Source organism: Novosphingobium capsulatum NBRC 12533 (assembly GCF_001598375.1).
GTDB lineage: Bacteria > Pseudomonadota > Alphaproteobacteria > Sphingomonadales > Sphingomonadaceae > Novosphingobium > Novosphingobium capsulatum.
In genome coordinates this window covers 160,917-187,819 of sequence record NZ_BCYV01000012.1, presented here as the reverse complement: position 1 = coordinate 187,819, position 26,903 = coordinate 160,917, and the positions used below count along the sequence as shown (strand labels likewise).

The following is a 26,903-nucleotide window of genomic DNA, read 5'->3' as shown; positions in this document are numbered from 1 at the left end:
TGCATCAGAGGAACACCGCGCGCGATAGGCCGCCGTCCACCGCGATCGATTCGCCGGTGATGCCGCTGCCCAACTGCGAGCACAGGAACACGATCGGGTCGGCCACTTCGGCCACTTCGAGCATACGCTTTACCGCGGCGGGGCCGGCGGCCTCGCGCTCAACGATGGCCTCGAACGTGGTGCCTTCCTCGGCCGCCATCTCGGCAAACCATTCCTCGATATGTTCGGTGCGGGTAACGCCCGGATGGATGATGTTGACGGTGATGCCGTCGCGTCCCACTTCGTCAGAGAGCGTCTTGGTGAAGTGGACCAGCGCCGTGTTGCGCATGCCCGACAGCGCCTCGGTGCAGCGCGCCGTCAGACCGCCGACGTTGACGATGCGGCCCCACCCGGCCTTGCGCATATGTGGCACGCAGGCTTTTGCCGCACGGAAATAGCCGAACAGCTTGGTGTTGAGATCGAGCATCAGCGCATCCTCGTCGGCCAGCTCGATCGCGTTGCGCACCAAGCCGCCTGGTGCTGCGGCGCAGTTGACAAGGATATGCACACCGCCAAAGCGCGCCACGGCGGCCGCGACGAGTGCCTGGACCGACTCCCACGAGGTTGTGTCGGTGGGCACGGCAATGATCTCGCCGCCGGTCGATTCGCGCAGTTCGGCTGCGGCCGCTTCGAGCTTGGCAGCAGTACGCGCCGCGATCACCACTTTGGCGCCAGCCAGCGCCAGCTTACGCGCGGTTTCCTTGCCGATACCCACGCCGCCGCCGGTGATGACGGCGACCTTGCCCGCAAGGCCCAGTTCCAGGTTCATGTTCGATCTCCTCGTGAAATGCATGATGATGGGATCAGGCGGACAAGACCACCCTGGCGATCCCGGCTTGGTCGAATGCGGCGACGATCGTGTCGCCGCGATGGATTTCCGTGACCCCGGTACAGCTACCGGCCGCCACGAGTTGCTCGGCGCGCAGCCCGCCCTCGCCATGGGCACAGAGCCAGTTGGCGAGCCAAACCAGCGCATCGAGCGGATCGCCCATGACGCGATCGGTCGATCCCGCCACCGGTGCATCCGCGTCGATCGTGAGCGTAACCGGCATGGCGGCAAAGCGCGCTTCCCAGCCCGTCGCGAGACGATCGCCCAGTACCAGGCCATAGCCCATGACGTTGTCTGCGATCAGCAGGCCGAGCGGCAGGTCACTGTGTTCGAAGCGGGTGCGCACGATCTCGATGCCGGCCCACACGCCCTTGAGCGCGGCGGCAACCTCGGCGCGCGTGTAGGCCTTTGTGCGCGGGGGCAAATCCTCGCCCAGTTCGAATACCAGCTCGGCCTCGGCGAACATCTCGTCGCCGCAAAAATCGATGGTGCCGTGGTTGCAGAAGATGTCGCTGGCGCGCAGCCGGCCCACTGCCGGTTCGTGTGCGCCATGGGCCATGCGGGCACCCTCGCTGGTCAGCCCCAGCTTCCACACCATCACCGGCAGCGTCAGCGCCACATGGACGGCGCGCTGCGCGGCATAGGCCTGGGCCACCGGCACGTCATCGGCAGGCACTGCGGCAGGGCTGGTGGAGCGGCGCGCGGCAAGCAGGGCCTGCGCCAGCGAAAGGTCGCCTATCGGCATGGAGTTCTCCCGGGGCGGTCGGACTCGTTTTGCCGCCGCCACTTCATTGTCGCGCATATGCAACAACAAACTTTGAAAATCTAGTATTGTTTACGCAATGAAGTTGGGTTAGCTCACGTCCAAGCCGGAGTCGCCTGGTTGGTCACCACGCCGCCGCGGGTCTGCTGCATCACACTATCGCCGCGAGAGGCGAGACCGAGGGGAGTATCATGTCCAGCCAGCCCACCGCCCCCATCGCCGAGACCGCACGCCAGACGGCAGACCGCCTGGCCGCCGCCCTCGCGCCCGCTCCGCGCGGCCTCATCATCGATGGGCGCGCAGTGCCTGCGCTTTCCGGCAAGACCTTTGCCACCGAGAATCCGGCGACAGGCCAGACGATCTGCCAGGTTGCCGAGGGCGGGGCGGCCGACGTCGATGTCGCTGTCGCGGCTGCGCGCCGCGCGCTGGTCAATCCTGCGTGGGCGGCGATGAGCGCCTACGATCGCGGGCAGTTGCTCTATCGCCTGGCCGACCTGATCGAGCGCGAGGCCGACGAACTGGCGGTGCTGGAATGCATCGACAACGGCAAGCCCGCCTCGCTGACACGCTGGGTCGAGATCGAGGGGTCGATCAAGACGTTCCGCTATTTTGCGGGTTGGACCACCAAGTTCGGCGGAGAGACGCTGCCGGTTTCGCCGCGCAGCGGGGCGCGCATCCTCAATTACACCACGCGCGAGCCGGTCGGCGTGTGCGGTCTGATCGTGCCGTGGAACTATCCGATGTCGATGGCGGCATGGAAGGTGGCGCCCGCGCTTGCGGCGGGCTGCACCGTCATCCTCAAGCCCGCCGAGCAGACGCCACTGACCGCATTGCGCCTGGCCGAGCTGGCGCTCGAAGCGGGCATTCCGGCGGGCGTGTTCAACGTCATCACCGGCTTTGGCGAAGCCGGTGCGGCGCTGGTCGCGCATCCCGGCGTGGACAAGGTGGCCTTCACCGGATCGACTGAGGTGGGCAAGGCGATCGTGCGCGGCGCCACCGGCAACCTCAAGAAGGTCAGCCTTGAACTGGGCGGCAAGTCGCCGCAGATCGTGTTGCCCGATGCCGATCTCGGCGCCGCCGCAGCCTCAATCGCGGCGGGCATCTTCTTCAACCAGGGTCAGACCTGTACTGCCGGCTCGCGCCTCTATGCCCACGCCGCGATCCACGACGAACTGCTCGATCGCGTCGCCGCCGAGGCAGCCAAGCTGACGATCGGCAACGGCCTTGATGCAGGCGTGAACTTCGGGCCGCTGGTCTCGCAGGAGCAGTGGGACCGCGTGGCCTCCTATGTCGAGATCGGCCAGGCAGAGGGCGCCGAGGTGATGATCGGCGGCGGCCGGCCTGCGGCCCATGGCGAGGGCTTCTTCTTCGAACCGACAATCCTGCGCGGCGCCGGGCGCGACATGCGCGTGGTCCGCGAGGAAATCTTCGGCCCGGTGCTGAGCGCGCTGTCATGGAGCGATGCCGACGACCTGGTGGCACAGGCCAACGATTCCGACTTCGGCCTTTCGGCGGGCATCTGGACCAACGACATCCGCCAGGGCCACCGCCTTGCCGCGGCCGTCAAGGCCGGCACTGTCTGGGTCAACTGCTTCAACATGGTCGATAACGCCACCCCGTTCGGCGGCTTCAAGCAGTCGGGCTGGGGCCGCGAGCACGGGCGCCAGGCCATGGAGCTCTACAGCGAGACCAAGAGCGTGTGGGTCAACCTCAGCTGAGCAGAGGTTCAGCTCCACCCGCGCGCTGCGTCAACTTCACGTCTTCAATCAGGGAACCGACCATGGGCAAGACTCTCATCGTGAGCACCGACGGCCAGGCCGTCATGCGCAGCCACGACAACGGCAAGTCGTGGTATCGCATCAACATTGGCCAGGATCTGGAATACGACGATCGCGTACGCTGCCTCTTGGTCGACCCGCGCAATCCCGACGGTATTTTTGCCGGAGCGGAAAAGGGGCTGTTCTACAGCGCCGACTGCGGCGTGCACTGGAGCCGCATCGACTGCGCGCTCAACGGTCTTGCCGTGTGGAAGCTGGTGGTCAGCGAGAGCAATCCACTGGTGATGTATGCCGGCACCGGCGCTCCGTCGCTGGCGATCTTCTTCCGTTCGCGCGATGGCGGGCAGACCTGGGAGCGCACCAGCCTGGAAATGCCCGAGTTCTGCGCCGGGGTTAACCGCCCACGCATGCTGGCGCTGGCGGTCGATCCGCGCGATGCCGACGACGTCTGGGCGGGTATCGAGGAAGGTGGCCTCTATCGCAGTCGCGACGGCGGCGACAGCTGGACGCGCATCGATAGCACGTGGTCCGAATTCGGTGGCAACTCCGACCTGCACGACATCATGATCCTGCCGCAGGACGACGGAAGCACCGTCCACCTCGCGCTGACGGTTATCGCCCTCTACCGCTCGACCGACGGTGGCCAGACCTGGACGCGTCAGCCGGCCAAGGAGACCTGGGGCCTGCGCTATTCGCGTGTGCTGTTGCGCCGTCCAGGCAGCAACCGCCAACTGGCCGTGGGAATCGGCGATGGCACCCCGGGCACGACGGCGGCGATCCTGCTCTCTGATGATGCCGGCGAAACCTGGACCAGGGCCGCGCTCGATCATCCGTCGAACTCGTGCATGTGGGCGTTTGGCTCCCATCCCAGCGATCCCGATTTCCAACTCGCCGCGAGCAAGTTCGGCTATCTCTACCGCAGCGTTGACGGCGGCCGCACCTGGGCCAAGGAATGGCGCGAGTTCAACGAGATTACCGGCCTCGCCTGGCTGCCGTCCGTTCCCTCCGACCTGGGGTTGCCGCATGTCACCCATTAACGTCGCGCGGATCGCGCATATCGTTTTGTTCGTAAAGGATCCTGAGGCCTCTGCCCGCTGGTATGCCGAGATCCTCAACATGAAGATCACGGCGCGCGCCGGCGATGGGCCGTACAAGGGTGGGGTGTTCCTCAGCTTTGGCCTGAGCGATCACGACATCGCGCTGTTCCCGGCGGCGGCCGATACCGCCATCGGCAAGGAGGCCAAGGGCCGCGAGTTCGAGCACATCGGCCTGGCCATGGCCGGGTGCAACATGGAAGACCTGCGCGCCAACTACGCCTTCTTCCGCGAGCGCGGCGTCGAGATTGCCGAAATCCTCGATCATGGCGTTTCGGTGGGCATCTATTTCTATGATCCCGATGGCCACATGCTCGAGGTGTTTTGCCAGAACGTCCCGCTCGAGGGCGGCGCGTCGCAGGCCGAGCTCAACCGTAACGAAGGCCAGGCGAACCCGATCACACTGTGACCGCAGCGGCCGAGACCTGAACCGGGCGATGCCCGCAGACACAAAAATCCAGGGGAGTTGTCATGACCAGATACGCCGCCAACTTTGGCGCCTTCCACATTCGCAAGTGGTTCACCCAGGTCGAGGAAATCCTTGCAGGTGAGACTGGTGCCGCCGCCGACGGCGCGCCGCTGATCAAGTACATGATCGGTGCGTGCATCAAGAACCCCTATGCCGGCAACTATGTCGAGGATCTCTCGGCGTGGATCGAGGCTTCCCCGGTGCTCGGCGTGGAATTCGGGCGGCGTATCAATGCGCTGACCGGCGGGGCGCCAATCGAAAGCTATGGCAAGGCGATCCTCGTGGGTATCGATGGCGAATACGAGCACGGCAACGCGCTGCTCACCAATCCGGCGGCGAACCCGATCCGCGATGCGCTGGGCGGCGGGGCCTCGTGGGTGCCCTCTACCGGCAAGCGTGGGGTGCCCGGAACCATTCTTGACGTACCGTTCGGCCACAAGGACGCGCTCTATGTGCGTTCGCACTACGACACGATGAGCGTCTCGTTCGACGATGCGCCCAACCGTGACGAAGTGATCGTGTGCTGGGTCTTCGCCACGCGCGGCCGCCTCAACGCGCGGCTCGGCGGGCTGCGTGCCGAAGACGCCGAAGGCAACGGGCTGACCTGACCATGACGGCGGATCTCATCCTGGACGATGCGCCGCCCGCGCCGGTGGCGCTGCTGCCTGGCGAGCGCATCCGGCGCGTCGCGCGCGGTGGCGTGTCGCTGTGCGTGCGCGAATGGGGCGATGCGCAGGCCCCCGCGATCGTGCTGCTGCACGGTCTGCGCGGCTATTCGGGGACCTGGCGCCCGCTCGCCGCGGCGCTGGCTGACCGCTATCGCCTGATCGCTTTCGACGCGCGCGGGCGTGGTGAAAGCGACTGGGACGAGGGCCGCAACTATTACACCGATGCCTACCTCGCCGATCTCGAGGCGGTCGTGGCCGAAGCCGGTCTCGATCGTTTCGTGCTGGTCGGGCATTCGATGGGCGGCACCACCGCCTATGCCTATGCCGCGCGGCACCCGGCACGCCTTCACGCGCTGGTGGTCGAAGACATTACCGCCGGCTCGTCTGTCGGTGGTGCCGGGTTCGAGCGCATCGTCGCGGAAATGAAGGCACTGCCCGTGCGCTTTGCCGACTGGGCCGAGGCGCGCGCCTATTGGCGCCGGTTGCGGCCCAACGTGGGCGAGGCGGCGATCGAGGAACGGTTGTGGGAAAGCATGACTGCCGACCCGGCAGGCGGGGTGCGCTGGCGTTATGATGCCGAAGGCATCGCCGCCACGCGCATCGCGCCCGATCCCGCCCGCGTGATCGACCTTTGGCCGGTGATCGCCGCGATCCGCGTGCCCACGCTGGTGATCCGCGGCGGACGTTCAGACTTTTGCAGCCTTGAGGCGGTGCGCCGGCTCGAAGCGCAAAACTCGCATCTGGCCCATGCCAGCGTGGACGGTGCCTCGCACTACGTCCACGACGATGCCCCCGAGGCGTTCCGTCGCTTGGTCGAGGGTTTCCTCGCCGGCGTTACGGTGCGCGCGCACGAGGACCACGATGATGGCCAATGACATGCCTGCCGCACCTGCACCATCCGACGATGCGGTGATCCGCACGGGGGCAGATACGCTGTTCGACGCGCTCCACGCTGGCGGCGCGCGTATCTGCTTTGCCAATCCCGGCACCACCGAGATGACCATGGTCACCGCGCTGGCCCGCCATGGTGGCATCCGCCCGGTACTCAGCCTGTTCGAGGGCGTGTGCACCGGCGCGGCAGACGGCTATGCGCGCGTATCGGGGCAGGTGCCGCTGACGCTGCTGCATCTTGGCCCCGGATTTGCCAACGGTATCGCCAACCTGCACAACGCCCGGCGCGCCGGTTCGCGCATCGTCAACATCATCGGCGATCATGCCACCTGGCACCTGCCTTATGACGCGCCGCTGACCTCGGACATCACATCGCTGGCATCGCCGGTCTCGCGCCAGGTGATCCGCATGGCCGAGCCTGGTGCCATCGCGCACGATGTCGCCACTGCCTTTGCCGCGACGCGGGTGGCCGAGGGCGGTGCGGCGACGCTGATCGTGCCGACCGACGTGATCGACGCGCGCGAGGAATACCAGGATGCGCTGTCTGGCAGCGCCACGGTTGCCCCATGGCAGGGCGCGCGGGTAGATGACGCGGCGCTTGCCGCCGCCGCTGCCGCACTGGAGAGCGATCAGGGCGCCATCGTGCTGCTGGGCGGCAATGCCCTGACCGAGGCGGGCGTGCGCGCCGGTGCCGCACTCGCCGCGCGGCTTGGCGGCCGCCTGCTGATGGAACCCTATCCGGGCATCGTGACCCTGGGCGGTGATCTGCCTGCGGTCGAGCGGCAGGCCTATTTCCCCGACGACGTGATCGCGCAAATGGGCACCGCCCGCGTCGTGCTGGCCGGCGCGCGCATGCCGATCAGCTATTTCGGCTATGAAGGCTGGCCCAGCCAGCTGGTTGCAGAGGCCAGTCTGGTGCGCCTGGCCGGGCCGGAGCACGATGCGATCGACGCGCTGGTGCGCCTGGGTTCGGCGCTGGGCGTAACGGGTCCGGCTGGCGCCCAGCCGTTCACGCCGGCCACTGCCAGTGCCAATGATCCCACTGCTGCGCTGACGCCGGCGGGCGTGGTCGAGGAACTGCTGGTGCAACTGCCCGAACATGCGATCATCTCGCTCGAGGGCTCGACCTTGGGTGGGCCCTGGCTGCGCAACGCGCATCGCGCGCGCCGGCATCGTGTGATGACCAACACGGGCGGCGCGATCGGCCAGGGGATGCCCTGTGCAGTGGGGGCGGCGCTCGCTGCGCCAGAAGCGCGCGTGGTTTCGCTCCAGTCGGACGGCAGCGCGCAATATACGCTCCAGGCCCTGTGGACGATGGCGCGCGAGAAGCTGCCGGTGACGGTGATCCTCGCGGCCAACCACCGCTACGCCATTCTCCAGACCGAACTGGTGCGCGCCAACGCGCCGCTGGGCGATGCCATGATCGAGGCGCTGACGCTGCTGGACAAGCCGAAGGTGGATTGGGTTTCGCTGGCGCGTGGCTATGGCGTGGAGGCGGTGCGCGTCACGACCTGCGGCGAACTGGCCGAGGCACTGGCGCAGGGGCTCGCGCTCGACGGGCCGATGCTGATCCAGGCTGAGCTGCCATGAGCGCTGCGGCAGTGGGTTCCGGGCCGCCCGTGGCGATTGTCACCGGCGGCAGCGGCGGAATGGCACCGGGAATCGTGCGCGGCCTGCAGGGCGCCGGGTTTGCCGTGGTCATTACGGCGCGCGATGTGGGGCGGCTTGCGGCTGCGGCCGAAGCGATCGGTGACGATTGCCTCGCACTGGGGTCGGACGCGCGCGATCCGGCCTCCATCGAAGGCCTCGTCGCCGCCGTCCTTGCGCGGCATGGTCGGATCGATGTGCTGGTTAATGCCGCTGCCAGTTCCACCCCGATCGGTGGGGCGATCGAGACCGTCGATGTGGCCGCACTGATTGCCGATCTTGACGTCAAGGTGGGTGGCTATCTCCGCTATGCCCAGGCTGTCGTGCCAGCCATGAAGCGGCAGGGGCGGGGCCATATCGTCAATATCGGCGGGCTGACCGGCCGGTCGAGCGACACCTTGAGCGGCCTGCGCAACGCGGCGGTCTCGCACCTGACCAAGGTCTTGTCCGACGAGCTTGGCCCAGCCGGTATCACCGTCAATGCGGTGCACCCCGGCATTGTCCGCACCCCGCACCTGGCCGAGCTGTTTGCCGAAATGGCCCACACCGAAAACACCACGCCCGCCGCGATCGAGGCGCGCTTCGTTGCCGAGATACCCACGCGCACGATCCTGACGCCCGACGATGTCGGCGGGCTGGTGGCGATGCTGGCGGTTGCCGCGCGGCCGACCATTACCGGCCAGTCGCTGACCATCGATGGCGGCTATTCGCGCGGCATCTTCCTGTGAGCGCGCGTGCGGGCAAGGAGAGGGCGATGCGCGATGAAACCGGCGGGGCGCGTACCCGCTATCCGCTGTCGATGCGCCTGCTGCACTGGCTGCGCGCCGTATTGATCATCGGCATGATCTGGTCGGGCTGGTTCATGACCGGCCTGCCTGACGAGGCGACGGCCAAGTTCGCGGTGTTCTATCCCAATCACAAGCAGTTCGGCGCCCTGGTCTGGCTGCTCGCGCTGGTCCACCTGGGCCTGCGCTACCAGCACCGCCGCCACCTGCCGCACCCGCCGGTGGGGCTCAGACCCTGGGAGCGGGTGCTTTCGCATCTGGTCCACCGTGCGATCATGGTGCTGACGTTGCTCACCCCGCTGCTGGGCTATGCGATGTCGGCCAGCTTTACCCAGAGCGACGGCGTGCCCTTCTTCGGGTTGGGTCAGGTACCTGAACTGTTGCCCAAGAACGACAAGGCCTTCGCGCTGTTCGACACGCTGCACGGGTGGAGTGCCTATACGCTCGCCGTGCTCGTGGTGCTTCACGTGGCTGGCGCCCTCAAGCACCGGCTGCACGATCGCGGCGGCGATACCGACGTGCTCGCACGGATGGTGTGATCGCCCCTTCAACGAAAGATCCTGCCATGACCAACCCTGTCCACCACCTGCTGCATCCCGACGCCTTCGATGCGGCGGGCCTGGCCGTGACCAATCCGGCCGATGGCAGCATCGTCGCCACGGTGCGCCGCTATGACGTGGCTGCACTCACCGCGATCGTCGAGTCCGCTGACGCCGCGCGCCATGCCTGGGCTGCGCGCACCGCCAAGGAACGCAGCGACGTGCTGCGCGCCTGGTTCAACGCGATGGTGGAAAACGCCGAGGCGCTGGCGCTGTTGATGACGCTTGAAAGCGGCAAGCCGCTCGAGGAGTCGCGTGGCGAGGTGCGCTATGGTGCGGGTTACATCGAATGGTTCTCCGAAGAGGCGCGTCGCGCCTATGGCGAGGTGATCCCCAGTTTTGCGCCGGGCAAACGCGTGCTGACGCTGCGCCAGCCGGTGGGGACGTGCGCGGCGATCACCCCGTGGAACTTCCCGCTGGCGATGATAACCCGCAAGGTCGCGCCGGCACTGGCAGCAGGCTGCTCGATCGTGGTCAAGCCGGCTGAGGCTACACCGCTGTCCGCGCTCGCGCTGGAGGCGCTGGCCCACCGCGCCGGGGTGCCGCGCGATCTGTTTCGCGTGGCCCCGGCCGTGCGTTCGTCAGAGGCGGGGGACCTGTTCTGCAGCCATCCGCTGGTGCGCAAGATCAGCTTCACCGGCTCGACCGAGGTGGGCAAGGTCATCATGGCCAAGGCTGCTGCCCAGGTGAAGCGGCTCAGCCTCGAGTTGGGCGGCAATGCGCCCTTCGTGGTGTTCGACGATGCCGACATCGCGCGTGCCGTTGACGGTGCCATGGCCTCGCGCTTCCGCAACGCCGGGCAGACCTGCGTCTGTGCCAACCGCTTCCTGGTGCAGGATGGCGTGCACGATGCCTTTGTCGCTGCGCTCACCGCGCGGGTCGATGCCTTGCGCGTGGCCGATGGGCAGGCGGTGCCGGGCGCGATGGGTTCCCTGATCGATGGCAAGGCAGTCACCCGCGTAGCCGGGCTGGTCGAGGCCGCAGTGGGCGAGGGCGCGCGCGAAGTCAGCCACGGGCACGATGGCCCCGCGCGCGGTGCCTTTCATCGTCCAGTGGTGCTGGCGGGGGTGACCCCGGCCATGGCCATCGCGCACGAGGAAATATTCGGCCCGGTAGCGCCGGTCATCCGCTTCACCGACGAGGCTGACGCGCTGCGCATCGCCAACGATACGCCGTTCGGCCTTGCCGCCTATGTCTATACCGCCGATGTTGCACGCCAGTGGCGCATGATGGAGGGCCTCGAATACGGCATGGTCGGGGTGAACGACGGATTGATCTCGAGCGAGGTGGCACCGTTCGGCGGGGTGAAGGAATCAGGCTTCGGCCGCGAAGGATCGAGCCACGGCCTCGCTGATTACATGTCCATCAAGTACTGCCTCGTCGGCGGGCTGTAACATGGAGCCGGACTCCCCCGACCCTCTGGCCGACGGCACCGACGATCCGGCCTTCGTGCGCGGTCTGGCGCTGCGCAAGGAAGTGCTCGGTGCGGCCTATGTCGAGCAGGCCATGGCTGGCGCGGACGATTTCTCACGCCCGATGCAGGCATTATCGACGCGCTGGTGCTGGGGGGAGACCTGGTCGCGCCCAGGGCTTACCCGCCGCGAGCGCAGCCTGCTCAACCTCGGCATGATCAGCGCACTCAATCGCCCGCACGAGCTGCGGCTCCACGTCAAGGCGGCACTGCGCAACGGCCTGACGCGCGAGGAGATCCGCGAGGCCCTGCTCCAGGTGGCGGTCTATTGCGGCGTGCCCGCTGGCATCGATGCCACCCGTATCGCGCGCGAAGCCATCGCCGAATATGACGCCGAGGCCACCACCGCTGCCGCGCAATAGGGTCGGCTTTTGACCCCGGGTAACGGCACCTTGGGTAACCGTTGCGCGCAGCCGTTGCGGGGCGCTGCGCCAACCGTCGCGTAACTTGTGCGGGCCGGGCCGCTGCGCTTCCTCCTTTGTCGAAGAACAGACGAGGGAGGAAGCGCCATGCGCCGCACATCGATCATGCTTGCCGCCATCAGCGCACTGGCGCTTGCCACTGGCACGGTCCGCGCCGCCGAACCTGCCGCCGCTTCGCCCGATGCGCCGCCGCAAATCGTGGTCACCGCTTCGACGCAGGACGTGCTTGGCACCGCCACCACATCGAGTGAGGGCGCGATCACCCGCCAGGAAATCCAACGCCGGCCGGCCTATCGCGTCGGGCAGTACCTGGAGGCGATCCCCGGCTTGTCGGTGACCTCGCACAGCGGCGAGGGCAAGGCCAACCAGTACCTCCTGCGCGGGTTCAACCTCGACCATGGCACTGACTTTGCCACCTTCGTCGATGGCATGCCGGTCAACCAGCGCACCCACGCGCACGGCCAGGGTTATACCGATCTCAACTTCCTCATGCCCGAGCTGTTTGGCGGGATCGCCTTTACCAAGGGACCCTATTTCGCCGCTGCCGGGGACTTTGCCGCCGTGGGATCAGCGCGGCTGAGCCTGGTGGACAGCTTGCCGCCCACACTCTCGCTTTCCGCCGGCACGGTCGGCGATCGCCGCGTGTTCGCGGGCGGATCGGTGGCCCTGCGCGGGGGCACCACATTGCTTGGGGCGGGGGAATACTTCCACCTCGATGGCCCATGGGACAACCCCGATAACCTGCGCCGCTTCAACGGGGTGGTGCGCCTCTCGCATGGCACGGTCGAGGAAGGGTGGTCAGCCACGGCAATGGCCTATTCGGGGCGCTGGAACGCCACCACCGACCAGCCCCTGCGCGCGGTGGAGCAGGGCTTGATTGGGCGCTTTGGTTCGCTCGATCCCAGCGATGGGGGGATATCGCAGCGCATGTCGCTGTCGCTGCGCTATGCCCGGCCCTTGTCCAGCGCCGACCAGCTCACCGCCGAGATCTATGGCGTGCGCCAGCATCTGACGCTGTGGAGCAACTTCACCCATTACCTCGATGACCCGGTCAACGGAGACCAGCACGCGCAGAACGATCGTCGCTGGATCGCGGGCGGCAGCCTGGCACTGGCGCACCGCTTTGCCACCGTCGGGATCGACCAGACCCTGACCCTCGGGATTGATGGACGCTTTGATGCGATCCGCGTCGATCTGGCGCACACCCGCCGCCGCGCGGTGCTGAGCACCGATCGCGACGACCAAGTCGAGGAGGCAAGCCTTGGCGCTTATGCAGAACACAAGGCGCAATGGCTTTCTTGGCTGCGCACCGTGCTTGGCCTGCGCGTCGATAGCTTCCACGTGGCCGACCACGACCTGGTGCGTCCTGAGCGCGGGCATGAGCATGCCGCGCTGTGGCAGCCCAAGGGCAGCATAATCCTCGGCCCTTGGGCGCGGACCGAGTTCTACGTCTCGGCGGGGCGCGGCTTTCATTCCAACGATGGCCGCGCCGGCCTCGTCACCGCGGACGATGGCAGTACCACCTTGGTGCGCCCACCGCTGCTGGTCGGCGCCACCAGCATGGAGGCGGGGCTGCGCAGCAATCTCATGCGCCAGCTGACGCTTGCGGCCACCGTGTTCCAGATCGATTTCGCCTCCGAACTGACCTATTCGGCCGATGCCGGGCAAACCGAGGCGGGGCGGCCCAGCCGGCGTCGCGGCCTGGAATTGAGCGCCCAGTACCGCCCGCTGCCCTGGCTCGAACTCAATTCCAACCTCGCATTCAGCCATGCGCGCTATCGCGATGGTGCCCCGGCCACCCGCTTTATCGAGGATGCGCCCGGATTCATCGGTGCCGCTGGCATGCTGGTCGACAATCTCGGGCCTTGGTCGGGCGCGCTCACCTGGCGGCGGCTCGGCCCGCATCCGCTGACCGAGGACAACAGCCAACGCTCGCCTGGCTATGGCGAGATCAACCTTTCGGCGGGCTATCAACTGACGCCGCGCGTCAACCTGCGTGCCGATATCTATAACCTGCTCGGCAGCCGCGACGATGCGGCAGACTACTACTACGTCAGCCGGCTGCCCGGCGAGCCTGCCGCCGGCGTGGCCGGAATCAACGCCCATCCGCTGGAACCGCGTTCGCTGCGCGTGACGCTTTCGGCCACGCTGTGACGGCGTTGCACGCGCTCTGTTCCGGTATTGCAACGGTTTCGAACGTCCCGGCGCCCAGCCTGACGGCTAGGGCGGGGGAATAAACAGACCTGAACATCCACGCATCGAGGGGAGACCTTGCGCCATGTCCATCCAAACCTTCGGCGATTGGCTCTATGCCACGCCGATCTCGACCACGTTCCGCGAGACGACGTGGATCATCCCCACGGTGCAGAGCGTGCATATCCTGGCGATCGCGGTGGTCGTGGGCTCGGCCCTGGTCTCGGAACTGCGCCTCGCCGGCGTGCTCGCTACTGACGAGAGCCCCGCGCGCGTGGTTCGGCGCTATTTGCCGTGGATATGGTCGGCGCTGGTCGTGCTGCTGGCCAGTGGCACGCTGCTGATCGTGGCCGAGCCGGCGCGTACTCTGGGCAATACGGTGTTCTGGGCCAAGATGGCGCTGGTGCTGCTGGCCTTCCTTGCCACGCTGCTGCTGCGCCGCCCGCTGCTGCGCGACGATGCGCGGCCTGCGGCCAAGACGGTGGCATGGCTGCTGCTGGTGGTGTGGAGCGCGGTCATCTTCTGTGGCCGCTTCATCGCCTACACCTGAACGGCGCCCCGTCACCGTTACGACCAAACAGCACAACCGGGGGAGCCCAACCCATGACCCTGCAAACCACGCTGCAAAGCATCTATGACCTGCCGCTTTCTAACGCCATTCGCGAGAACGCCAACGCCTTCCCGGTGCTCGAATCGCTGCATGTGCTGGCGATCACGCTCGTCTTCGGCACGATCCTGATCGTTGACCTGCGGCTCGTCGGCTATGCCGCGCACCGGCGCAGCGCCAATCGCCTGATCACTGAACTGCTGCCTTTCACATGGGGCGCGTTCGTCGTCGCGATCATCACCGGCAGCCTGCTCTTTGCCTCCAACGCGGTGGCCTATGCCGCCAATACCGAGTTCCGGCTCAAGCTGCTGGCGATCGTGGCGGCCGGCATCAACATGGCGATTTTCCACGCCACCACCCAGCGCACGATCGCGCAGTGGGACGAGACCGCCGCGCCGCCCTTTGCCGCGCGTGCCGCCGGCGTTTTGTCGCTGGTGCTGTGGACGCTGGTGATCTTCCTTGGCCGCTGGATTGGCTTCACCCTTGATGTGCTGTTCTGAAACCCACTCCCAGGAGCGTCTGCCCGTGACCCCAACTCTTCGTACGATCATGCTTGCCGCCTCGGCCGCTGTGACAGCGCTGGCTCCGGCCGGATCGGCCCTGGCCCACCATTCGTTCGCGATGTTCGACCAGACCAAGCAGGTTGAACTGCGCGGTGTCATGGTGAGCAAGTTCACCTGGACCAACCCCCATGCTTTCGTCGTCGCGCAGTCGGGCGGGACGACCTATGCACTCGAGTGCAGCAGCCCCAACCTGATGACGCATGCTGGCTGGAGCTTTTCGACGCTCAAGGCGGGTGACCAGGTTGATATCGTGTTCTACCCGCTGCGCAACGGCAAGCCGGGGGGCATGCTCAAGACCGTCAAGCTGCCGGGCGGCAAAGTGTTGAGCGGTTGGTAAGCGCAGCCCGCAACCCAGCCTGCCCTCAGGGTGGCGGGGTTGCGGGCGGGCGATTTTAGAATCCCGCCCTGGCTCGATCCAGCCGAAGGCATACCGCGCGCGGTTCGGTGAAGGCCTGCAGCGCCTCGCTGCCGAACTCGCGTCCTACGCCTGACAGCTTGCTGCCGCCGAACGGCATCGCCAGGTCGAGAACGTTGTGCGTGTTGATCCACACCGTTCCCGCGTCGATCCGCTCAGCCAGGAGGTGGGCCGTATCGATGTCCTGCGTCCACACGCTGGCGGCCAGACCATAGGGCGTGTCGTTGGCAATGCGGACGATGTCGGCGCGATCGGTGATTTTCACCGCGCACACCACTGGCCCGAAGATTTCCTCGCGCATCACGCTCATCCCGGCCTCCACCCCGGCGAGCACGGTCGGCCGATAGAACCAGCCCGGACCGCTGGGTATGGCAGCGCCTTCCAGCGGATGCGCGCCTTCGGCAAGCCCCGCTTCGACCAGCGCGGCCACGCGATCGCGCTGGCGGGCGGAAATCAGCGGTCCCATCTGCGTCTCGGCAGAAAATGGCGAGCCCAGGCGTAGGTCGCGTGCGATGCGGCAGACCCCGTCGATCACCGCGTCATGGACTGGCGCCTCGACCAGCAGGCGCGAGCCAGCGGTGCAGATCTGCCCCGAATTGGCAAAGATTGCGGCTGCCGCGCCCGGGATCGCGCGGTCGAGATCGGCATCGGCCAGCACGATCGTGGGAGACTTGCCCCCCAGTTCGAGCGTGACGCGCTTCATCGTGCGGGCCGCCTGGGTCAGGATCGCCTGCCCGGTGGCGTTTGAGCCGGTGAACGCGATCTTGCGCACCATGGGATGTGCCACCAGCGGGACGCCGACGGCGGCGCCGGTGCCGGTGACGATGTTCACCGCCCCGGCCGGAAAGCCCGCCTCGAGAATCAGCTCACCCAGCCGCATTGCGGTGAGCGAGGTTTCCTCTGACGGCTTGAGCACCACCGTGCAGCCGAACGCGATGGCCGGCGCGATCTTCTGGATCGCCTGGCCGAGCGGGAAGTTCCACGGCGTGATGCCCGCTACCACGCCGACGGGGCGGCGCTGGGTGAACGCGCGGTAGAGCGCGGCCTCCTCGACCAAGGGCGAATGTGTGACGGTCTCCCCCGCGATCTTCGAAGCCCAACCGGCGAAATAGCGCAGCCCATCGATGGTGAACTGCAGGTCGATTGCCTGCGTCACCGCGAGCAGCTTGCCGCTGTCGAGCGATTCGAGCGCGGCGAGATCGTCCCGCTCGCGCTCGACCAGCAGGGCCAGCCGCTCGAGCAGGCGGCCGCGGTCGAGCGGGCGCATCGACTGCCAGGCTGCGCTTTCGAAGCAGCGATGCGCGGCGCCGACCGCACGATCCACGTCGGCGATGTCGCAGCCCGGCAGCTGCATGATCACCCGCCCGGTGGCCGGATCGATCGCATCGAATGGGGCGGCAGTGCCGAGCGGCTCGACCAGTGCCCCGTCGATCAGCAGTCGACCGGTCGGGAGAGTGGGGGAGAAGGGTGCGGTCATGGGTGGCTCCGAACGGAGAAGAGGGGCACGGTCATTCGCCAACCGGGCCTTCGACGTGGGTGGACCCGACGCCGGCATAAATCGCCGGGCGGCAGCGCCGGAGGTGGGTGCCATGGGCGAGGCCTGCGGCGGCGATGGCGATGAACAGCAGCGGCAGGCGGTTGATCACCGGCAACGTGGTGCCGGTCAGCGTGGCGTAGTTGGCCAGCGACAGCCACGTCGCCACCGCGATGATCACCCCGCTCAGTAGCGGCGCCAGGGTCTTGCCCGCGGAATATTCGCCGCGCCGCGCGAAGAACAGCGGGATCGCCAGCGAGGTGGCGGTGAGCAGGATCTCGAGACCCACTGCACCCATCGACGACAGACTGGTGGCGAGCGAGAGCAGCGGATCGAGCCCGGCCAAGGCGAACAGCGCGATCACCAACGCGAGTATCCCGGCGAGCGCGAGGCAGGCCATGTAGGGTGAGCCGTGGCGCGGGTGGACGCGGCCGAGCACGGCGGGGATCAGCCCATCGCGCGAGAGAGCGAAAAAGTAGCGCGCGATGTTGTTGAAGAAGCCCAGTGCGGCGGCGAACAGGCTGGTGATCGTCAAGAGGCTGAGCGCGTCACGCCCGAATTGGCCGAGCGTGCGAAACGCGATGCCCGAGACGAGGTGGCCGGGATCGGCAGCTGCCACTGCCTTGATCTGTGCCGGGCCTACCGCCAGCACCAGGCACCACGACGACAGCACGTAGAAGGTGCCCAGTACCAGCACTGCGCCATAGGTAGCGCGCGGGATGGTCACGGCGCGGTTGCGCGCTTCTTCCTGATAGATCGCCGTTGCTTCAAAACCGATGCAGCCGTTGATGGCATAGATGACGGCGATGCCAAGGCCGGGCGCAAAGATCGTAGCGGGGGCAAAGCTGCCGAAATCGAGCCCGGCCCAGCCGCGTTGCCACAGGATCAGCGCGTCGATCACGGCGATGAGCCCTACCTCGAGCAGCAGTGCCGCGGTCAGCACCTTGGCCGCCATCGTGATCCTGTGATACCCGAGCCAGGCGATCGCTGCGATGCTGGCGGCCGCCCATAGCACCCACGAGGTGGCGATGCCGGTCAGCGTGGCGAACACGTCAGTTGCGAAATAGCTCATCGCTCCCAGCACCGAGGCGGCGGCACAGGTATAGGCAACCACTGCCGTATAGGCCGCAGCGATGCCGGCCTCCTTGTTGAGGCTGGCGGCAATATAGGCATAGAACGCGCCGGCATTGCGCACGTGCGGGATGATCCGCACATACCCCACCGCGAACAGCAGCATGACCGCACACATCGCGAGTTGCGCGCCGGGCATCCCGGCGCCGTTGCCAAAGGCGAAGGCGAGGGGGATAATTCCGGCCAGCACACCCATCGGTGCGGCGCAGGCGAGGATCATGAAAATGATGTCGCCGGTCCCCAACATGCCGGAGAACAGGCCGGGCTCGGCGGCGGCGTCTTGGTCGGATTTGTGCATGAATGCTCGATTGTGGGGGGCGGGGTGCATCGCCAGCACCCGATGATGCAACACTGGCAGGTTTGCCACCACACGGTATTGCACTTGCGCCGGGATACCTTGTATTTTCGGCCAGGCCCCCGGTGCACAGGGCCTGCCTGCTTGCCAGCAAGGCAGCATTGGGCAAGCCTGTGCCGATCACGACCATGATCAGGGAAGCCCCGCCGATGACGACCATGACGCCGACGTTCACGCGCCGGAAATCAGCCCGGGCCGCCGCGCTTGCAGCACTCGCGCTCGTGCTGGCCGCCGTGCCCGCGCAGGCAGCAGATACCACCGTTGCGGCATCAACCCCTGCCGCGGAAACGGCGCCTGATCCGGCTGTCGCCGCCGCCGTGATGCAGACCGTGCACCACTATGTTGACAGCCTTAACCGAGGCGACAACGCCGGCGTCATCGCCAGCTGCGCACGCGAAGCCGCTATTGTCGACGAGTTTGCACCGTACGAGTGGCACGGCGCCGATACCTGCGCCCACTGGCTGGCTGCGCTCACCGCGCACAATGCCGCCATCGGGCTGACCAAGGGCGTCAACACGCTGCGCAAGCCCCGCCGTGTCGACGTGACGGGGGATCGCGCCTACGTCGTCGTCCCGGCCGACTTCCGGTATACCCTCGGCGGCCAGCAAGGTGCCGAGGTCGACGCCACGTTCACCGTGGCGCTGCACAAGGAAGCCGCTGGCTGGCGCATCACCGGCTGGGCCTGGTCACGCCCCGAGCTTGACTTCGACTATTGAAGGCAGCGGGCGGGTTCGCCTCCCGCTCATGCCTCCGGCATCAGCGCGATGACGCGCAGTGGGCTGCCCGAGCCGCCCTTGATCTTGAGCGGGGCGGCCACGATCACGCTGCCGAAAGTCGGCAACTGGTCGAGGTTGGTCAGGCACTGTAGCCCGAAACGGCCATTGCCGTGGAGGATCGAATGGGCGGGCAGCGGTTCGGCAAAGTGGCTGGCCTGCCCGGCATCGGTGCCGACCGTCTCCACGCCCAGGCCCACGCAGTCGCGCGCGTGGACGAGGAAGCGCATCGCATCGGCATCGGGGCCAGGCGAATGCGCGCCATCATCCTGCAGGTTGAGATAGGCGAGGGTGCCCACACGCTTGGACCAGTCGCTGCGCAGCAGGATCCAATGGCGCGGCGGGATAGCGCCGTGTCGGGCCTCCCAATCCTCGAGGAAGGCGCGTGTCACCACGAAGTCGGCGTCGGCGGCGGCCTCGGCGCTGATATCGATCACTACAGCGGGATAGACGAAATCGCGCGGCGCGACTGCGTCGACCGTGCCATGCGGTACGTCGCGCCCGGTGATCCAGTGCGCCGGCGCATCGAAATGCGTGCCAGTGTGCTCGTTCATGGTGATCCGGTTCCAGTACCAAGCCGGCCCGTCCGCATCGTAGCGGGAGACCGTCTCCATCCGGAACGGCTCGCATTGCCCGAACTCGGACGGCAATACGATCACCGGGAAATCGGACGACAGGGTATTGGCCAGATCGACCACGCGGATCGCCCCGCTCGCAAGCTGTGCGACAAGATCGGTAAGCAGCGACGTCATGGTTGGGTCTCCCTGGCAAAGAGGGCCGGATCGTCGAGCCAGCGGCGCATTGCCTCACGCGCCACCTCGCCCACGCAGGTTTGCTCGCGCCCCTGCGCCAGCGCGTCGAGCACGGCGGCGGCAAGGCGCGCGGGCGCTACCTTGGGCGGGGGCAGCGCTTGGTGGTCGGCATCGTCGGTCGGCCCGGTGAACACTTCCAGGACGCGCACGCCGGTGCTGCGCATCTCGTGGCGGAAACTTTGCAGCAGCGAGAGGCGCGCAGCCTCGGCGGCGGCAAATCCAGCATGGCCGGCATCGCCCGCCAGCGCCTTGACCGACAGCACATCGAGAAACGCGCCGCTGGGCCGGCCGGCAAGGATTGGCGCCGTCGCCTGCGCCAGGCGCGCGAGCCCCATTGCCGAAACCTCGAGCGCGCGGTGGTGGCCCAGGAGATTGCCGTCGTGGCTCACCCCCCCGGCGCGCACATGGCGCGCGGTGTTGATGACGATGTCGAGCGGACCGCCGATCCGGCTTATCGTCTCGGCAACCGAGACAGGATCGGTCACATCGAGTGGAAGCGGCTGGACCCCGGGCAGGCCCAGGACGGGATCGTGCGCATCACGCATCGGCGCGGGGCCGGGCAGGCCGGCGACCACCAGGCGCGCGCCAGCGGCGGCAAGTGCGCCGACCAGCGCGCGGCCAACCGGCTGGCGGGCATCGCTGACAAGGACAGTTGCCCCTGCCACCGGCACCACGAAGGTGCGTCCCTGGGGATCGGCGGACATGATGGTGGCTCCTTGTTCCGGCTGTGGCGGGTGTGCGGCATCGCTGGGAAGGGCGAACAGCGCAGCATTGCCGCCACGATCGAGCATCAGCCGCATCGTGACGCGCGCGCCGGGCTCCAGCCCCCGTGCAAGGTGCGCGAGCACGACCGGGCCGGCATCGAGCTGGATCGAGCCCATGTGCCAAGGCAGACGATCGCGGAAATAGGGATCGGTCGAAACGCGGATCACGGTGTTGGCAAGCACGCGTCCGCCGGTCGGCTGGTCATGCCAGGCCAGTGTGCCCCAGCACCGTGGGCAGGCGTCGCGTGGGGGATAGGTCGCTGTACCGCATACGGTGCAGGCCTGAAGCACGAAGCGGCCCTGCGCGGCCCGTGCGGCCATCGCCTGCATCGCGCGGCTGCGCGCGCCCGGCGCTACGGGATGCAATTGCGGCCGCGCCAGCGGATCGCGCGGTGCGGGCGGCGGCAGCGGATTGCGCGGCGTCGTCATAGCGCCTCGATCACGGCAGCGGCGGTGCACACGCCGCGATCATAATTGACCAGCCCAAAGCCCGATATTGCCGCACGCCGGGCACCGGGCACCTGCGCGCCGAGCGGGCAGTGCAGGATCTGGCGCAGGCCCTCGGTCAGGTTCTGGTACCCGCCCGCAGCGCCCGCCTGCCCTGCGGAAAGCTGCCCGCCGTTGGTGTTGAGTGGCAGCGTGCCGTCGATGCCGAAGTGCGTCTCGCGCAGGAAGCGCGCAATCGTGCCCGGCGGGCAGAAACCGAGGTCCTCCAGTTGCATCGCCACGATCACCGGATAGTCGTCATAAGCCTGAAGGCAGTCGATATCCCCGGGCCCGATCCCGGCCATCGCCCACAACTCGTCGACATCCATCGCCCAGCCGCCACGCCGCTGCACCAGATCGTCGGGATAGGCATTGTGGCGCTCGATCGTGGCCATGATCCGCGCCGCCGGCCAGCCGCGCGCGGCAGCGATTTCTGGGGTGGTGACGACGAAGGCTTCGGCGCCGGCGCAGGGCATCACGCAATCGAACAGGTGCACCGGATCGGCGATCGGGCGCGCGGCGAGGTAGGTTTCAAGGTCGAGCGGGTTGCGTTGCAACGCCAGTGGGTTCGAGCCGGCATTGGCGCGCTGGGCGAGGCAGATGCGGCCGAAATCGGCGCGCGTAACGCCGTGTTCGTGCATGTAGGCCTGCGTGATCAGCGCGAACGTCGCGTTCGGGCCGCCAAAGCCATAGGGATACACAGCATCCTGCGAAAAGCGCGAAAACGTGGCGAGGGTGTGGCGGAAGCTGTCGATCTGGTTGGTATCAGCCGCGACGCAGGCGACGATGGCGGCATCGCCGCACTGCACCGCGCGCGCGGCGCGGCGCAGTGCCATGACCCCGCTCGCCCCGCCGGTGGGTACATGGTCGAGCCAGCGTGGCATGAGGCCGAGATGCTGGACGAGGCCGACGGCGGTATCCGGGCCGGCCGAGAAACTCGAGAAACTGAAACCGTCGAGATCACGCGGGCCGAGCGCTGTTTCCCGCGCCAGCGCGCGCAGCGCCGCGCCGGCCCAGCCGTGAGCCGGCTCGCTCGAAAAGCGCTGATAGGGCACGGTGATGGGGGCGGCCACCACCACGCCGTCGTAGGCCATGCGCGAGCGTTTGGTGGAGCTGCTCATCCCTGCCGCCTCTTGAGCGCGCGGGTATCGAAGAACGCGCCACGCGCCATGTGCGCGCCCACTTCCTCCTTGAGGGCGGCACGCAGAATCTTTTCGGTCGGCGTGCGCGGCAGCGCATCGACGAAGCCGATCCAGCCCGGCACCTTGTAGTAGGCCATCTGACCCAGTGCCCAGGTGGCGATATCGCGTGCAAGGTGCTCGGTGGGCAGCTGTTCGGTCTTGTCTGTCCCGGCGCGGGCAGGGGCATCGAGCACGATCAGCGCGGCCACCTCGTCGCCGCGCACCGGGTCGGGCGTGGCGGCCACCGCCACCTGGCGCACGTGGGGATTGCGCGCAAGGATCGTCTCGACCTCCACCGCCGCGATGTTCTCCCCCGAGCGGCGGATCACGTTTTTCTTGCGATCGACGAAATGCAGGTCACCGTCGGCGTCGCGCGCGACGATATCGCCGGTGTGGAACCACCCCCCGACCCAGGCCTCGGCAGTGGCCGCAGGGTTGGCGAGGTATTCGCGGAAGAACCCATAAGCGGGATCGGGCCCAGCGCGGCGCACCAGCAGTTCGCCTGGTGCGTCGATATCGACATCGTCGCCGGCGTCGTCGACGATGCGGATCTCGAGGCTGGAATCGGGCCGGCCGAAGCACGCGGTGCCCACCTTGCGCGGCTCGCGGTGCGCGCTGATCACGCCGCCGCTGCCCGTCTCGGTCATCGCCCAAGCCTCGATCAGCGGGAAGCCGAAGCGCTGCTCGAACGCGCCGTGCAGGGCAGCTGGCGCCCCGGCACCGAAGCCGAAGCGCACACTATGTTCGCGGTCGGCCGGGCTATCGGGTGCCTTCATCAGCATCGCCGGCATCACGCCCAGGTAGTGCAGGCAGGTGGCGCGGCTGCGCCGCACCGAATCCCACCAGGTCGAGGGATGGAAGCGGTCGAGCACGGTGAGGCAGCCGCCCAGCGTGATCATCGCCATCAGCGAGACGGCCAAGGCGTTCATGTGGAACATGGGCAGCGGTGTAAGCATCCGCTCTGCGCCGGCGTGCAGCGCGATGAGGCCGCCAGTGTCCCGATACCAGTCGCCCGAATGCAGGAAGTAGCTGTTGGGCAGAACGCAGCCCTTGGGTTGCCCGGTCGTGCCAGAGGTATAGAGCAGCGCCGCCTCGCGCGCGGAATCGGGATCGGCCGGCAGTTGCACCAGTGGCAGCAATGGACGGACGGGCGCGTCGGGGGTGACGGGGACCATCGGGCTGCCCACCGCCAGCGCGGCGCGCGCAACGTCGGCGTGGCGACCGGGGACGACGAAAGCGGCGCTCATGCCCGAGTGTGTGATGAGATATTCGAGTTCGGCCTGGCGCAAGTCGGGGTTGATCGGCACGATCGACGCGCCAAGGCTGTTGGTTGCGAGGAACAGCTCGATAAAGTCGGGCCGGTTGTCGAGCAGCAGCCCCACGCGCGTGCTTGTGCCGAAGCCGGCGGCGGCCAGCGCGACCTGGCGGCGCAGCACGCGATCGAGCATCGTCGCGTAGGTGATCTCGCCAGCCGCGATGCCGTAGATATGCGCCGTTTCGGGCAGCACGTTGAGAAAGGGCTTGTCGAACCAGCGCGTCGCCGCGGCGGAAAAGCGCGAAAAGACGGTCTCTTTGCTCACGGCGTTGTCCTGTGCGGCGTGCGGGGTTGCGGGCTGGCCATCAGAATCGCTCGAGACGGTAGGGGGTGGGATCGAGGAACGGCGTCTCGCCCATGGCGAGGTCTGCGGCGAGGCGGCCCGCCGCTGGGCCGGTGCCGAAGCCGTGCCCGGAAAAGCCGGTGGCCAGTGTCAGGCCGGGCAGTTGCGCGACATTGTCGATCACCGGCAGCGAGTCCGGCGTCACATCGATCATCCCGCCCCATGCCTGCGCCACGCGTGCGTTGGCAAAGATAGGCCATGCCGCAACAAGGTTGCGCATGGCTTCTGCGTTGAGCGCCTGGTTGACTGGCGGATCGATCGTGCGCAGCCGCTCGAACGGCGAGACAGCGTCGGCGCGCCAGCGCCGGGGCAGGGCGAAATCGGCGAAGAAGTCTCGCCCGAACGATAGGCGCAGGTTTTTCCACTGCGCGATCAGCGTAGGCAGGTACTTCATGCCGATCAGCAGGTGGTCGAGCGTCAGCGGAGCGAACAGCGCGCCGCGCTGCGTGATGGTATAGCCCCCGTCGAGCCGCTTGCGGAACGAGAAGTCAGCCGCGCCGACCGCGCTGTCGGTCGGCCCGTCCATTGGCGCGGTGCGCAACACCGACGCCACCAGCGGCAAGGTCAGCAGGCGCACACCATGATTGGCGAGGAAACGGCGCGACCACACGCCGCCTGCCAGTACGACATGGTCGCAGGCAATCGCGCCACGCTCGGTCACCACGCCGCGCACCGCGCCGGCACTGGTCTCCAGCGTGCGCACGGCGCAGTTTTCCACGATCACGGCACCATGCGTCAGGGCTGCGCGCGCGATCGCGCTGGATGCGAGCGTCGGTTCGGCGCGGGCGTCGGACGGGGTCGCGATGCCGCCGGCCCAGCGCCCGGTACTGCCGGGGATCGCCTGCGCTACTTCGGCCCCGGTCAGCATCCGGCTGTCCAGACCCGCGCCGCGCACGGCTTTGAGCCAGCCCTCGTAGGCGGCCAATTCCGCATCGGTCCGCGCGACATAGGTGATCCCGGCCTGCCGAAAGCCACAATCCTCGCCCACGCGCGCGGGCATCTGCTGCCACATCCGCTCGGCGGCGATGGCCATCGGCAGATCGGGCACTGCGCGCATGACCTTGCGCACCCAGCCAAGGTTGCGCGACGATTGCTCGCCGGCGATGCTGCCCTTCTCCAGCACCACCACCGGCACGCCGCGCTCGGCCAGCGTCAGCGCGGTGGACAGGCCGACGATACCGCCGCCGATCACCACGACCGATGTGCTGCCGGGAAAGCGCTCCGATGTCGTCACGGGGGTTATTGCGGGGCCCATCGCTGTTGGTCCGCTCAGAGACTGATCTGCAGTTCGCGCACCGCGCCCTTCGACGCGCCGCGCCAGGCGGTGACCTCGATCTCCACCTTGTATTCAGCCGCGCCAAGCGGCGGGCAGGTCATCGTCAGCGTAGGGTTGATGCCGCGCATGCGCGCGCCATAGGCGGTCATCACTGCCAGCACGTCCTTGGGAAACTGCACGAAGACCCGCGCGGCGACCACGTCTTCGAGGCAGGCATCGACCGCAGCGAGCGCGGCGGCGATGTTGTCGAGCACCTGGTTGGTCTGATCGGCCAGGTTCGCCGGGATTTCCTTGGTCTGCGGGTTGCGTCCGGCGGTATTGGACACGAAAATCAGATCGCCTACGGCCACGAGGCGGGAATAGCTGCCGTGCTCCTCGAACTTGTTGCCGGTCTTGAGCTTGATGACGTCGGGCATGGAATGTCTTTCGCGGGAGGAGGATTTCAGGGGGACGGGGGGCGGCGGTTTTGAGCGCTGCCTGGTCTCAGCGCAGGACGGGTTCGTCCCACAGGGTCAGGCGCGTGCCGATTCCCTGGGCCAGCGCGCGGCGATAGACGTGCGTTCCCCAGGCCACGTCCTCCACCGCCATGCCGCCGATGGAGAGCATGATGATTTCGTCGGCATCGCGCCGGCCGGGCGCTGCGCCTGCTACGATCGCGCTGAGATCTTCGAGCGACGTGGCCGCGACCCGGCCTTCATCGACGAGGTCAAACCAGCGCACGCCTACCGCCGGGATGATGCGGTGCATCGGGCGCGGCAGTTCCTCGCGGTAAGCCTCGTAAAGCCCGGTGAAATCGAGCACCTTGCGGATCTCGGGCGCTTCCATGCCGGCATCGATGCTGCACGGCGCAGGCATCGACAGGAACGTGCCCGGGCTGACCCATTCGCGCCGCACTGTGGGATAGCGGGCGGGATCGCCGGTCGGCACCGAGGCGCAGAACGTCGCGATGTCGGACTCGCGCACGACTTCTTCATCGGTGGCGACCACACGCACCGAAAGCTGCGGGAAGCGCGCCTCGGCCCAGGTGCGGAATGCCGCCAGGTTGGCCTCGCCGCGCCCCTTGATCTTGACCGTGTCGATTGCCGGGCAGGTAGCCATGAACGCCTCGAGCGAGGTGCGTGCCATCACGCCGGGCCCGACGATGCCGACCACGCGCGAATCCGGCCGGGCGAGGTGACGCGCGCCCACGCCGGGGATCGCACCGGTGCGGTAGGCCGAGAGCAGGTTGGCCGACATGTAGGCCAGCGGGGCGCCAGTATCGGCATCATTGAGCACGAACGTGAGGATCGAGCGCGGCAGGCCCTTTTCGCGGTTGGCGATGTTGGAGCCATACCATTTCATCCCCGCCGTGCCGAAGCGGCCGCCAAGATAGGCCGGCATCGCCATGAAGCGGCGGTCGGTGGTGGGCTTGGGCATCGCGGGAAAGGGCGAATCCTCGGGAAAGACGATCACCGCGCCGTGTTGGTTGTTGTTGCCACCGGCCATGCGATAGTCGCCATGGTGCAGCAGGTGGAACATCTCTTCCATCGCATCGACGCAGGCGGGCATGTCGGTCACCCCGGCGCGGATCATGTCGGGTTCGGACAGATAGAGGAAATCGACACGCGGCAGAGCTGGCGTGGCGGATGGGGCGGCCGCCGCCGTGAGGGTGTCGGTGAACAGGTCAGGCACGCAGATTTCCCATCGTTTGCTTGGGTGCC

At 67.4% G+C, this 26,903-nt stretch carries 26 protein-coding genes; 15 read left to right on the top strand and 11 right to left on the bottom strand.

The annotated features are described in order from the left end of the window. Positions 1-4 precede the first annotated feature (4 nt). Both SCA01S_RS12255 and SCA01S_RS12250 read right to left on the bottom strand, forming a co-directional pair. Complete coding sequence (locus SCA01S_RS12255) at positions 5-808, bottom strand: SDR family NAD(P)-dependent oxidoreductase (RefSeq protein ID WP_054130432.1); 804 nt, start codon at positions 806-808, stop codon at positions 5-7. 34 nt (positions 809-842) lie between these two features. Continuing rightward, positions 843-1,613 carry a 2-keto-4-pentenoate hydratase gene (locus tag SCA01S_RS12250; RefSeq protein ID WP_157088958.1) on the bottom strand — a complete coding sequence of 257 codons (771 nt, stop codon included), beginning with the start codon at positions 1,611-1,613 and terminating at the stop codon, positions 843-845. Between the two features lie 209 nt (positions 1,614-1,822). Between SCA01S_RS12250 and SCA01S_RS12245 the strand changes: the two genes are divergently transcribed. From SCA01S_RS12245 to SCA01S_RS12180, 14 genes are all read left to right on the top strand, one after another. Then, the gene (locus tag SCA01S_RS12245; RefSeq protein ID WP_054130430.1) at positions 1,823-3,349 is read left to right on the top strand and encodes an aldehyde dehydrogenase family protein; all 1,527 of its coding nucleotides are present in this window, start codon (positions 1,823-1,825) and stop codon (positions 3,347-3,349) included. Positions 3,350-3,411: 62 nt separating this feature from the next. Then, a complete protein-coding gene (locus SCA01S_RS12240) occupies positions 3,412-4,446 on the top strand; it encodes a WD40/YVTN/BNR-like repeat-containing protein (RefSeq protein WP_062785871.1) in 1,035 nt (344 codons plus the stop codon). Then, a complete protein-coding gene (locus tag SCA01S_RS12235; RefSeq protein WP_022678527.1) occupies positions 4,433-4,912 on the top strand; it encodes a VOC family protein in 480 nt (159 codons plus the stop codon). Before SCA01S_RS12240 ends, SCA01S_RS12235 begins: the two co-directional genes overlap by 14 nt. A gap of 62 nt (positions 4,913-4,974) precedes the next feature. Next, positions 4,975-5,580, top strand: coding sequence for an amino acid synthesis family protein (locus tag SCA01S_RS12230; protein WP_022678528.1), 606 nt, complete (start codon positions 4,975-4,977; stop codon positions 5,578-5,580). Between the two features lie 2 nt (positions 5,581-5,582). Beyond that, positions 5,583-6,515, top strand: coding sequence for an alpha/beta fold hydrolase (locus tag SCA01S_RS12225; protein ID WP_054130428.1), 933 nt, complete (start codon positions 5,583-5,585; stop codon positions 6,513-6,515). Between the two features lies 1 nt (position 6,516). Then, positions 6,517-8,121, top strand: a complete 1,605-nt coding sequence (locus SCA01S_RS12220; protein WP_062786020.1) for an acetolactate synthase large subunit — start codon at positions 6,517-6,519, stop codon at positions 8,119-8,121. Beyond that, on the top strand, positions 8,118-8,906 hold the full coding sequence (locus SCA01S_RS12215) for an SDR family NAD(P)-dependent oxidoreductase (protein WP_062785869.1): 789 nt from the start codon (positions 8,118-8,120) through the stop codon (positions 8,904-8,906). The genes SCA01S_RS12220 and SCA01S_RS12215 overlap by 4 nt, the downstream gene beginning before the upstream one ends. A 26-nt stretch (positions 8,907-8,932) precedes the next feature. Further along, a complete protein-coding gene (locus tag SCA01S_RS12210; RefSeq protein WP_062785867.1) occupies positions 8,933-9,502 on the top strand; it encodes a cytochrome b in 570 nt (189 codons plus the stop codon). Positions 9,503-9,528: 26 nt separating this feature from the next. Next, positions 9,529-10,956 (top strand): NAD-dependent succinate-semialdehyde dehydrogenase, encoded by a 1,428-nt coding sequence (locus SCA01S_RS12205; protein ID WP_062785864.1) that lies wholly within the window; start codon positions 9,529-9,531, stop codon positions 10,954-10,956. Between the two features lies 1 nt (position 10,957). Continuing rightward, on the top strand, positions 10,958-11,395 hold the full coding sequence (locus SCA01S_RS12200; protein ID WP_062785861.1) for a carboxymuconolactone decarboxylase family protein: 438 nt from the start codon (positions 10,958-10,960) through the stop codon (positions 11,393-11,395). A gap of 147 nt (positions 11,396-11,542) precedes the next feature. Continuing rightward, positions 11,543-13,609 (top strand): TonB-dependent receptor, encoded by a 2,067-nt coding sequence (locus SCA01S_RS12195; RefSeq protein WP_062785858.1) that lies wholly within the window; start codon positions 11,543-11,545, stop codon positions 13,607-13,609. Positions 13,610-13,733: 124 nt separating this feature from the next. Then, positions 13,734-14,198: a DUF6644 family protein gene (locus SCA01S_RS12190; protein ID WP_022678536.1), complete on the top strand. Its 465-nt coding sequence runs from the start codon at positions 13,734-13,736 to the stop codon at positions 14,196-14,198. Positions 14,199-14,251: 53 nt separating this feature from the next. After that, the gene (locus tag SCA01S_RS12185; protein WP_054130420.1) at positions 14,252-14,755 is read left to right on the top strand and encodes a DUF6644 family protein; all 504 of its coding nucleotides are present in this window, start codon (positions 14,252-14,254) and stop codon (positions 14,753-14,755) included. A 25-nt stretch (positions 14,756-14,780) separates the two neighbouring features. After that, positions 14,781-15,155, top strand: a complete 375-nt coding sequence (locus SCA01S_RS12180; protein WP_133726793.1) for a DUF6152 family protein — start codon at positions 14,781-14,783, stop codon at positions 15,153-15,155. Positions 15,156-15,210: 55 nt separating this feature from the next. Here the strand turns inward: SCA01S_RS12180 and SCA01S_RS12175 are convergent, their stop codons facing one another. Both SCA01S_RS12175 and SCA01S_RS12170 read right to left on the bottom strand, forming a co-directional pair. Further along, on the bottom strand, positions 15,211-16,710 hold the full coding sequence (locus SCA01S_RS12175; RefSeq protein ID WP_062785854.1) for an aldehyde dehydrogenase family protein: 1,500 nt from the start codon (positions 16,708-16,710) through the stop codon (positions 15,211-15,213). A gap of 31 nt (positions 16,711-16,741) precedes the next feature. Continuing rightward, a complete protein-coding gene (locus tag SCA01S_RS12170; protein WP_062785852.1) occupies positions 16,742-18,196 on the bottom strand; it encodes an APC family permease in 1,455 nt (484 codons plus the stop codon). Positions 18,197-18,402: 206 nt separating this feature from the next. Here SCA01S_RS12170 and SCA01S_RS12165 point away from each other — a divergent pair, with 206 nt between their 5' ends. Beyond that, on the top strand, positions 18,403-18,969 hold the full coding sequence (locus tag SCA01S_RS12165; protein ID WP_157088957.1) for a Cif family virulence factor: 567 nt from the start codon (positions 18,403-18,405) through the stop codon (positions 18,967-18,969). A gap of 26 nt (positions 18,970-18,995) precedes the next feature. On the opposite strand, the gene SCA01S_RS12160 is transcribed toward SCA01S_RS12165, so the two are convergent. From SCA01S_RS12160 to SCA01S_RS12130, 7 genes are all read right to left on the bottom strand, one after another. Then, positions 18,996-19,778, bottom strand: a complete 783-nt coding sequence (locus tag SCA01S_RS12160) for a cyclase family protein (protein WP_062785848.1) — start codon at positions 19,776-19,778, stop codon at positions 18,996-18,998. Beyond that, positions 19,775-21,031 carry an SDR family oxidoreductase gene (locus SCA01S_RS12155; RefSeq protein WP_062785846.1) on the bottom strand — a complete coding sequence of 419 codons (1,257 nt, stop codon included), beginning with the start codon at positions 21,029-21,031 and terminating at the stop codon, positions 19,775-19,777. The genes SCA01S_RS12160 and SCA01S_RS12155 overlap by 4 nt, the downstream gene beginning before the upstream one ends. Continuing rightward, positions 21,028-22,209 carry a thiolase family protein gene (locus tag SCA01S_RS12150; RefSeq protein ID WP_062785844.1) on the bottom strand — a complete coding sequence of 394 codons (1,182 nt, stop codon included), beginning with the start codon at positions 22,207-22,209 and terminating at the stop codon, positions 21,028-21,030. Before SCA01S_RS12150 ends, SCA01S_RS12155 begins: the two co-directional genes overlap by 4 nt. Beyond that, the gene (locus tag SCA01S_RS12145) at positions 22,206-23,849 is read right to left on the bottom strand and encodes an AMP-binding protein (protein ID WP_062785842.1); all 1,644 of its coding nucleotides are present in this window, start codon (positions 23,847-23,849) and stop codon (positions 22,206-22,208) included. The genes SCA01S_RS12150 and SCA01S_RS12145 overlap by 4 nt, the downstream gene beginning before the upstream one ends. 40 nt (positions 23,850-23,889) lie before the next feature. Then, positions 23,890-25,161: an NAD(P)/FAD-dependent oxidoreductase gene (locus SCA01S_RS12140; RefSeq protein ID WP_245652538.1), complete on the bottom strand. Its 1,272-nt coding sequence runs from the start codon at positions 25,159-25,161 to the stop codon at positions 23,890-23,892. A 35-nt stretch (positions 25,162-25,196) separates the two neighbouring features. Further along, positions 25,197-25,619 carry a Rid family hydrolase gene (locus SCA01S_RS12135; RefSeq protein ID WP_022678547.1) on the bottom strand — a complete coding sequence of 141 codons (423 nt, stop codon included), beginning with the start codon at positions 25,617-25,619 and terminating at the stop codon, positions 25,197-25,199. Between the two features lie 67 nt (positions 25,620-25,686). Next, complete coding sequence (locus SCA01S_RS12130; RefSeq protein ID WP_245652537.1) at positions 25,687-26,874, bottom strand: ornithine cyclodeaminase family protein; 1,188 nt, start codon at positions 26,872-26,874, stop codon at positions 25,687-25,689. Positions 26,875-26,903 lie beyond the last annotated feature (29 nt).

Coding starts and splice junctions, on each gene's coding strand:
- SCA01S_RS12165 (WP_157088957.1), top strand. CDS start 18,403: ATGACGACCATGACGCCGACGTTCACGCGCCGGAAATCAGCCCGGGCC.
- SCA01S_RS12200 (WP_062785861.1), top strand. CDS start 10,958: ATGGAGCCGGACTCCCCCGACCCTCTGGCCGACGGCACCGACGATCCG.
- SCA01S_RS12210 (WP_062785867.1), top strand. CDS start 8,933: ATGCGCGATGAAACCGGCGGGGCGCGTACCCGCTATCCGCTGTCGATG.
- SCA01S_RS12205 (WP_062785864.1), top strand. CDS start 9,529: ATGACCAACCCTGTCCACCACCTGCTGCATCCCGACGCCTTCGATGCG.
- SCA01S_RS12135 (WP_022678547.1), bottom strand. CDS start 25,619: ATGCCCGACGTCATCAAGCTCAAGACCGGCAACAAGTTCGAGGAGCAC.
- SCA01S_RS12230 (WP_022678528.1), top strand. CDS start 4,975: ATGACCAGATACGCCGCCAACTTTGGCGCCTTCCACATTCGCAAGTGG.
- SCA01S_RS12225 (WP_054130428.1), top strand. CDS start 5,583: ATGACGGCGGATCTCATCCTGGACGATGCGCCGCCCGCGCCGGTGGCG.
- SCA01S_RS12160 (WP_062785848.1), bottom strand. CDS start 19,778: ATGACGTCGCTGCTTACCGATCTTGTCGCACAGCTTGCGAGCGGGGCG.
- SCA01S_RS12250 (WP_157088958.1), bottom strand. CDS start 1,613: ATGCCGATAGGCGACCTTTCGCTGGCGCAGGCCCTGCTTGCCGCGCGC.
- SCA01S_RS12235 (WP_022678527.1), top strand. CDS start 4,433: ATGTCACCCATTAACGTCGCGCGGATCGCGCATATCGTTTTGTTCGTA.
- SCA01S_RS12220 (WP_062786020.1), top strand. CDS start 6,517: ATGCCTGCCGCACCTGCACCATCCGACGATGCGGTGATCCGCACGGGG.
- SCA01S_RS12185 (WP_054130420.1), top strand. CDS start 14,252: ATGACCCTGCAAACCACGCTGCAAAGCATCTATGACCTGCCGCTTTCT.
- SCA01S_RS12170 (WP_062785852.1), bottom strand. CDS start 18,196: ATGCACAAATCCGACCAAGACGCCGCCGCCGAGCCCGGCCTGTTCTCC.
- SCA01S_RS12150 (WP_062785844.1), bottom strand. CDS start 22,209: ATGAGCAGCTCCACCAAACGCTCGCGCATGGCCTACGACGGCGTGGTG.
- SCA01S_RS12195 (WP_062785858.1), top strand. CDS start 11,543: ATGCGCCGCACATCGATCATGCTTGCCGCCATCAGCGCACTGGCGCTT.
- SCA01S_RS12190 (WP_022678536.1), top strand. CDS start 13,734: ATGTCCATCCAAACCTTCGGCGATTGGCTCTATGCCACGCCGATCTCG.
- SCA01S_RS12175 (WP_062785854.1), bottom strand. CDS start 16,710: ATGACCGCACCCTTCTCCCCCACTCTCCCGACCGGTCGACTGCTGATC.
- SCA01S_RS12255 (WP_054130432.1), bottom strand. CDS start 808: ATGAACCTGGAACTGGGCCTTGCGGGCAAGGTCGCCGTCATCACCGGC.
- SCA01S_RS12155 (WP_062785846.1), bottom strand. CDS start 21,031: ATGACGACGCCGCGCAATCCGCTGCCGCCGCCCGCACCGCGCGATCCG.
- SCA01S_RS12240 (WP_062785871.1), top strand. CDS start 3,412: ATGGGCAAGACTCTCATCGTGAGCACCGACGGCCAGGCCGTCATGCGC.
- SCA01S_RS12245 (WP_054130430.1), top strand. CDS start 1,823: ATGTCCAGCCAGCCCACCGCCCCCATCGCCGAGACCGCACGCCAGACG.
- SCA01S_RS12215 (WP_062785869.1), top strand. CDS start 8,118: ATGAGCGCTGCGGCAGTGGGTTCCGGGCCGCCCGTGGCGATTGTCACC.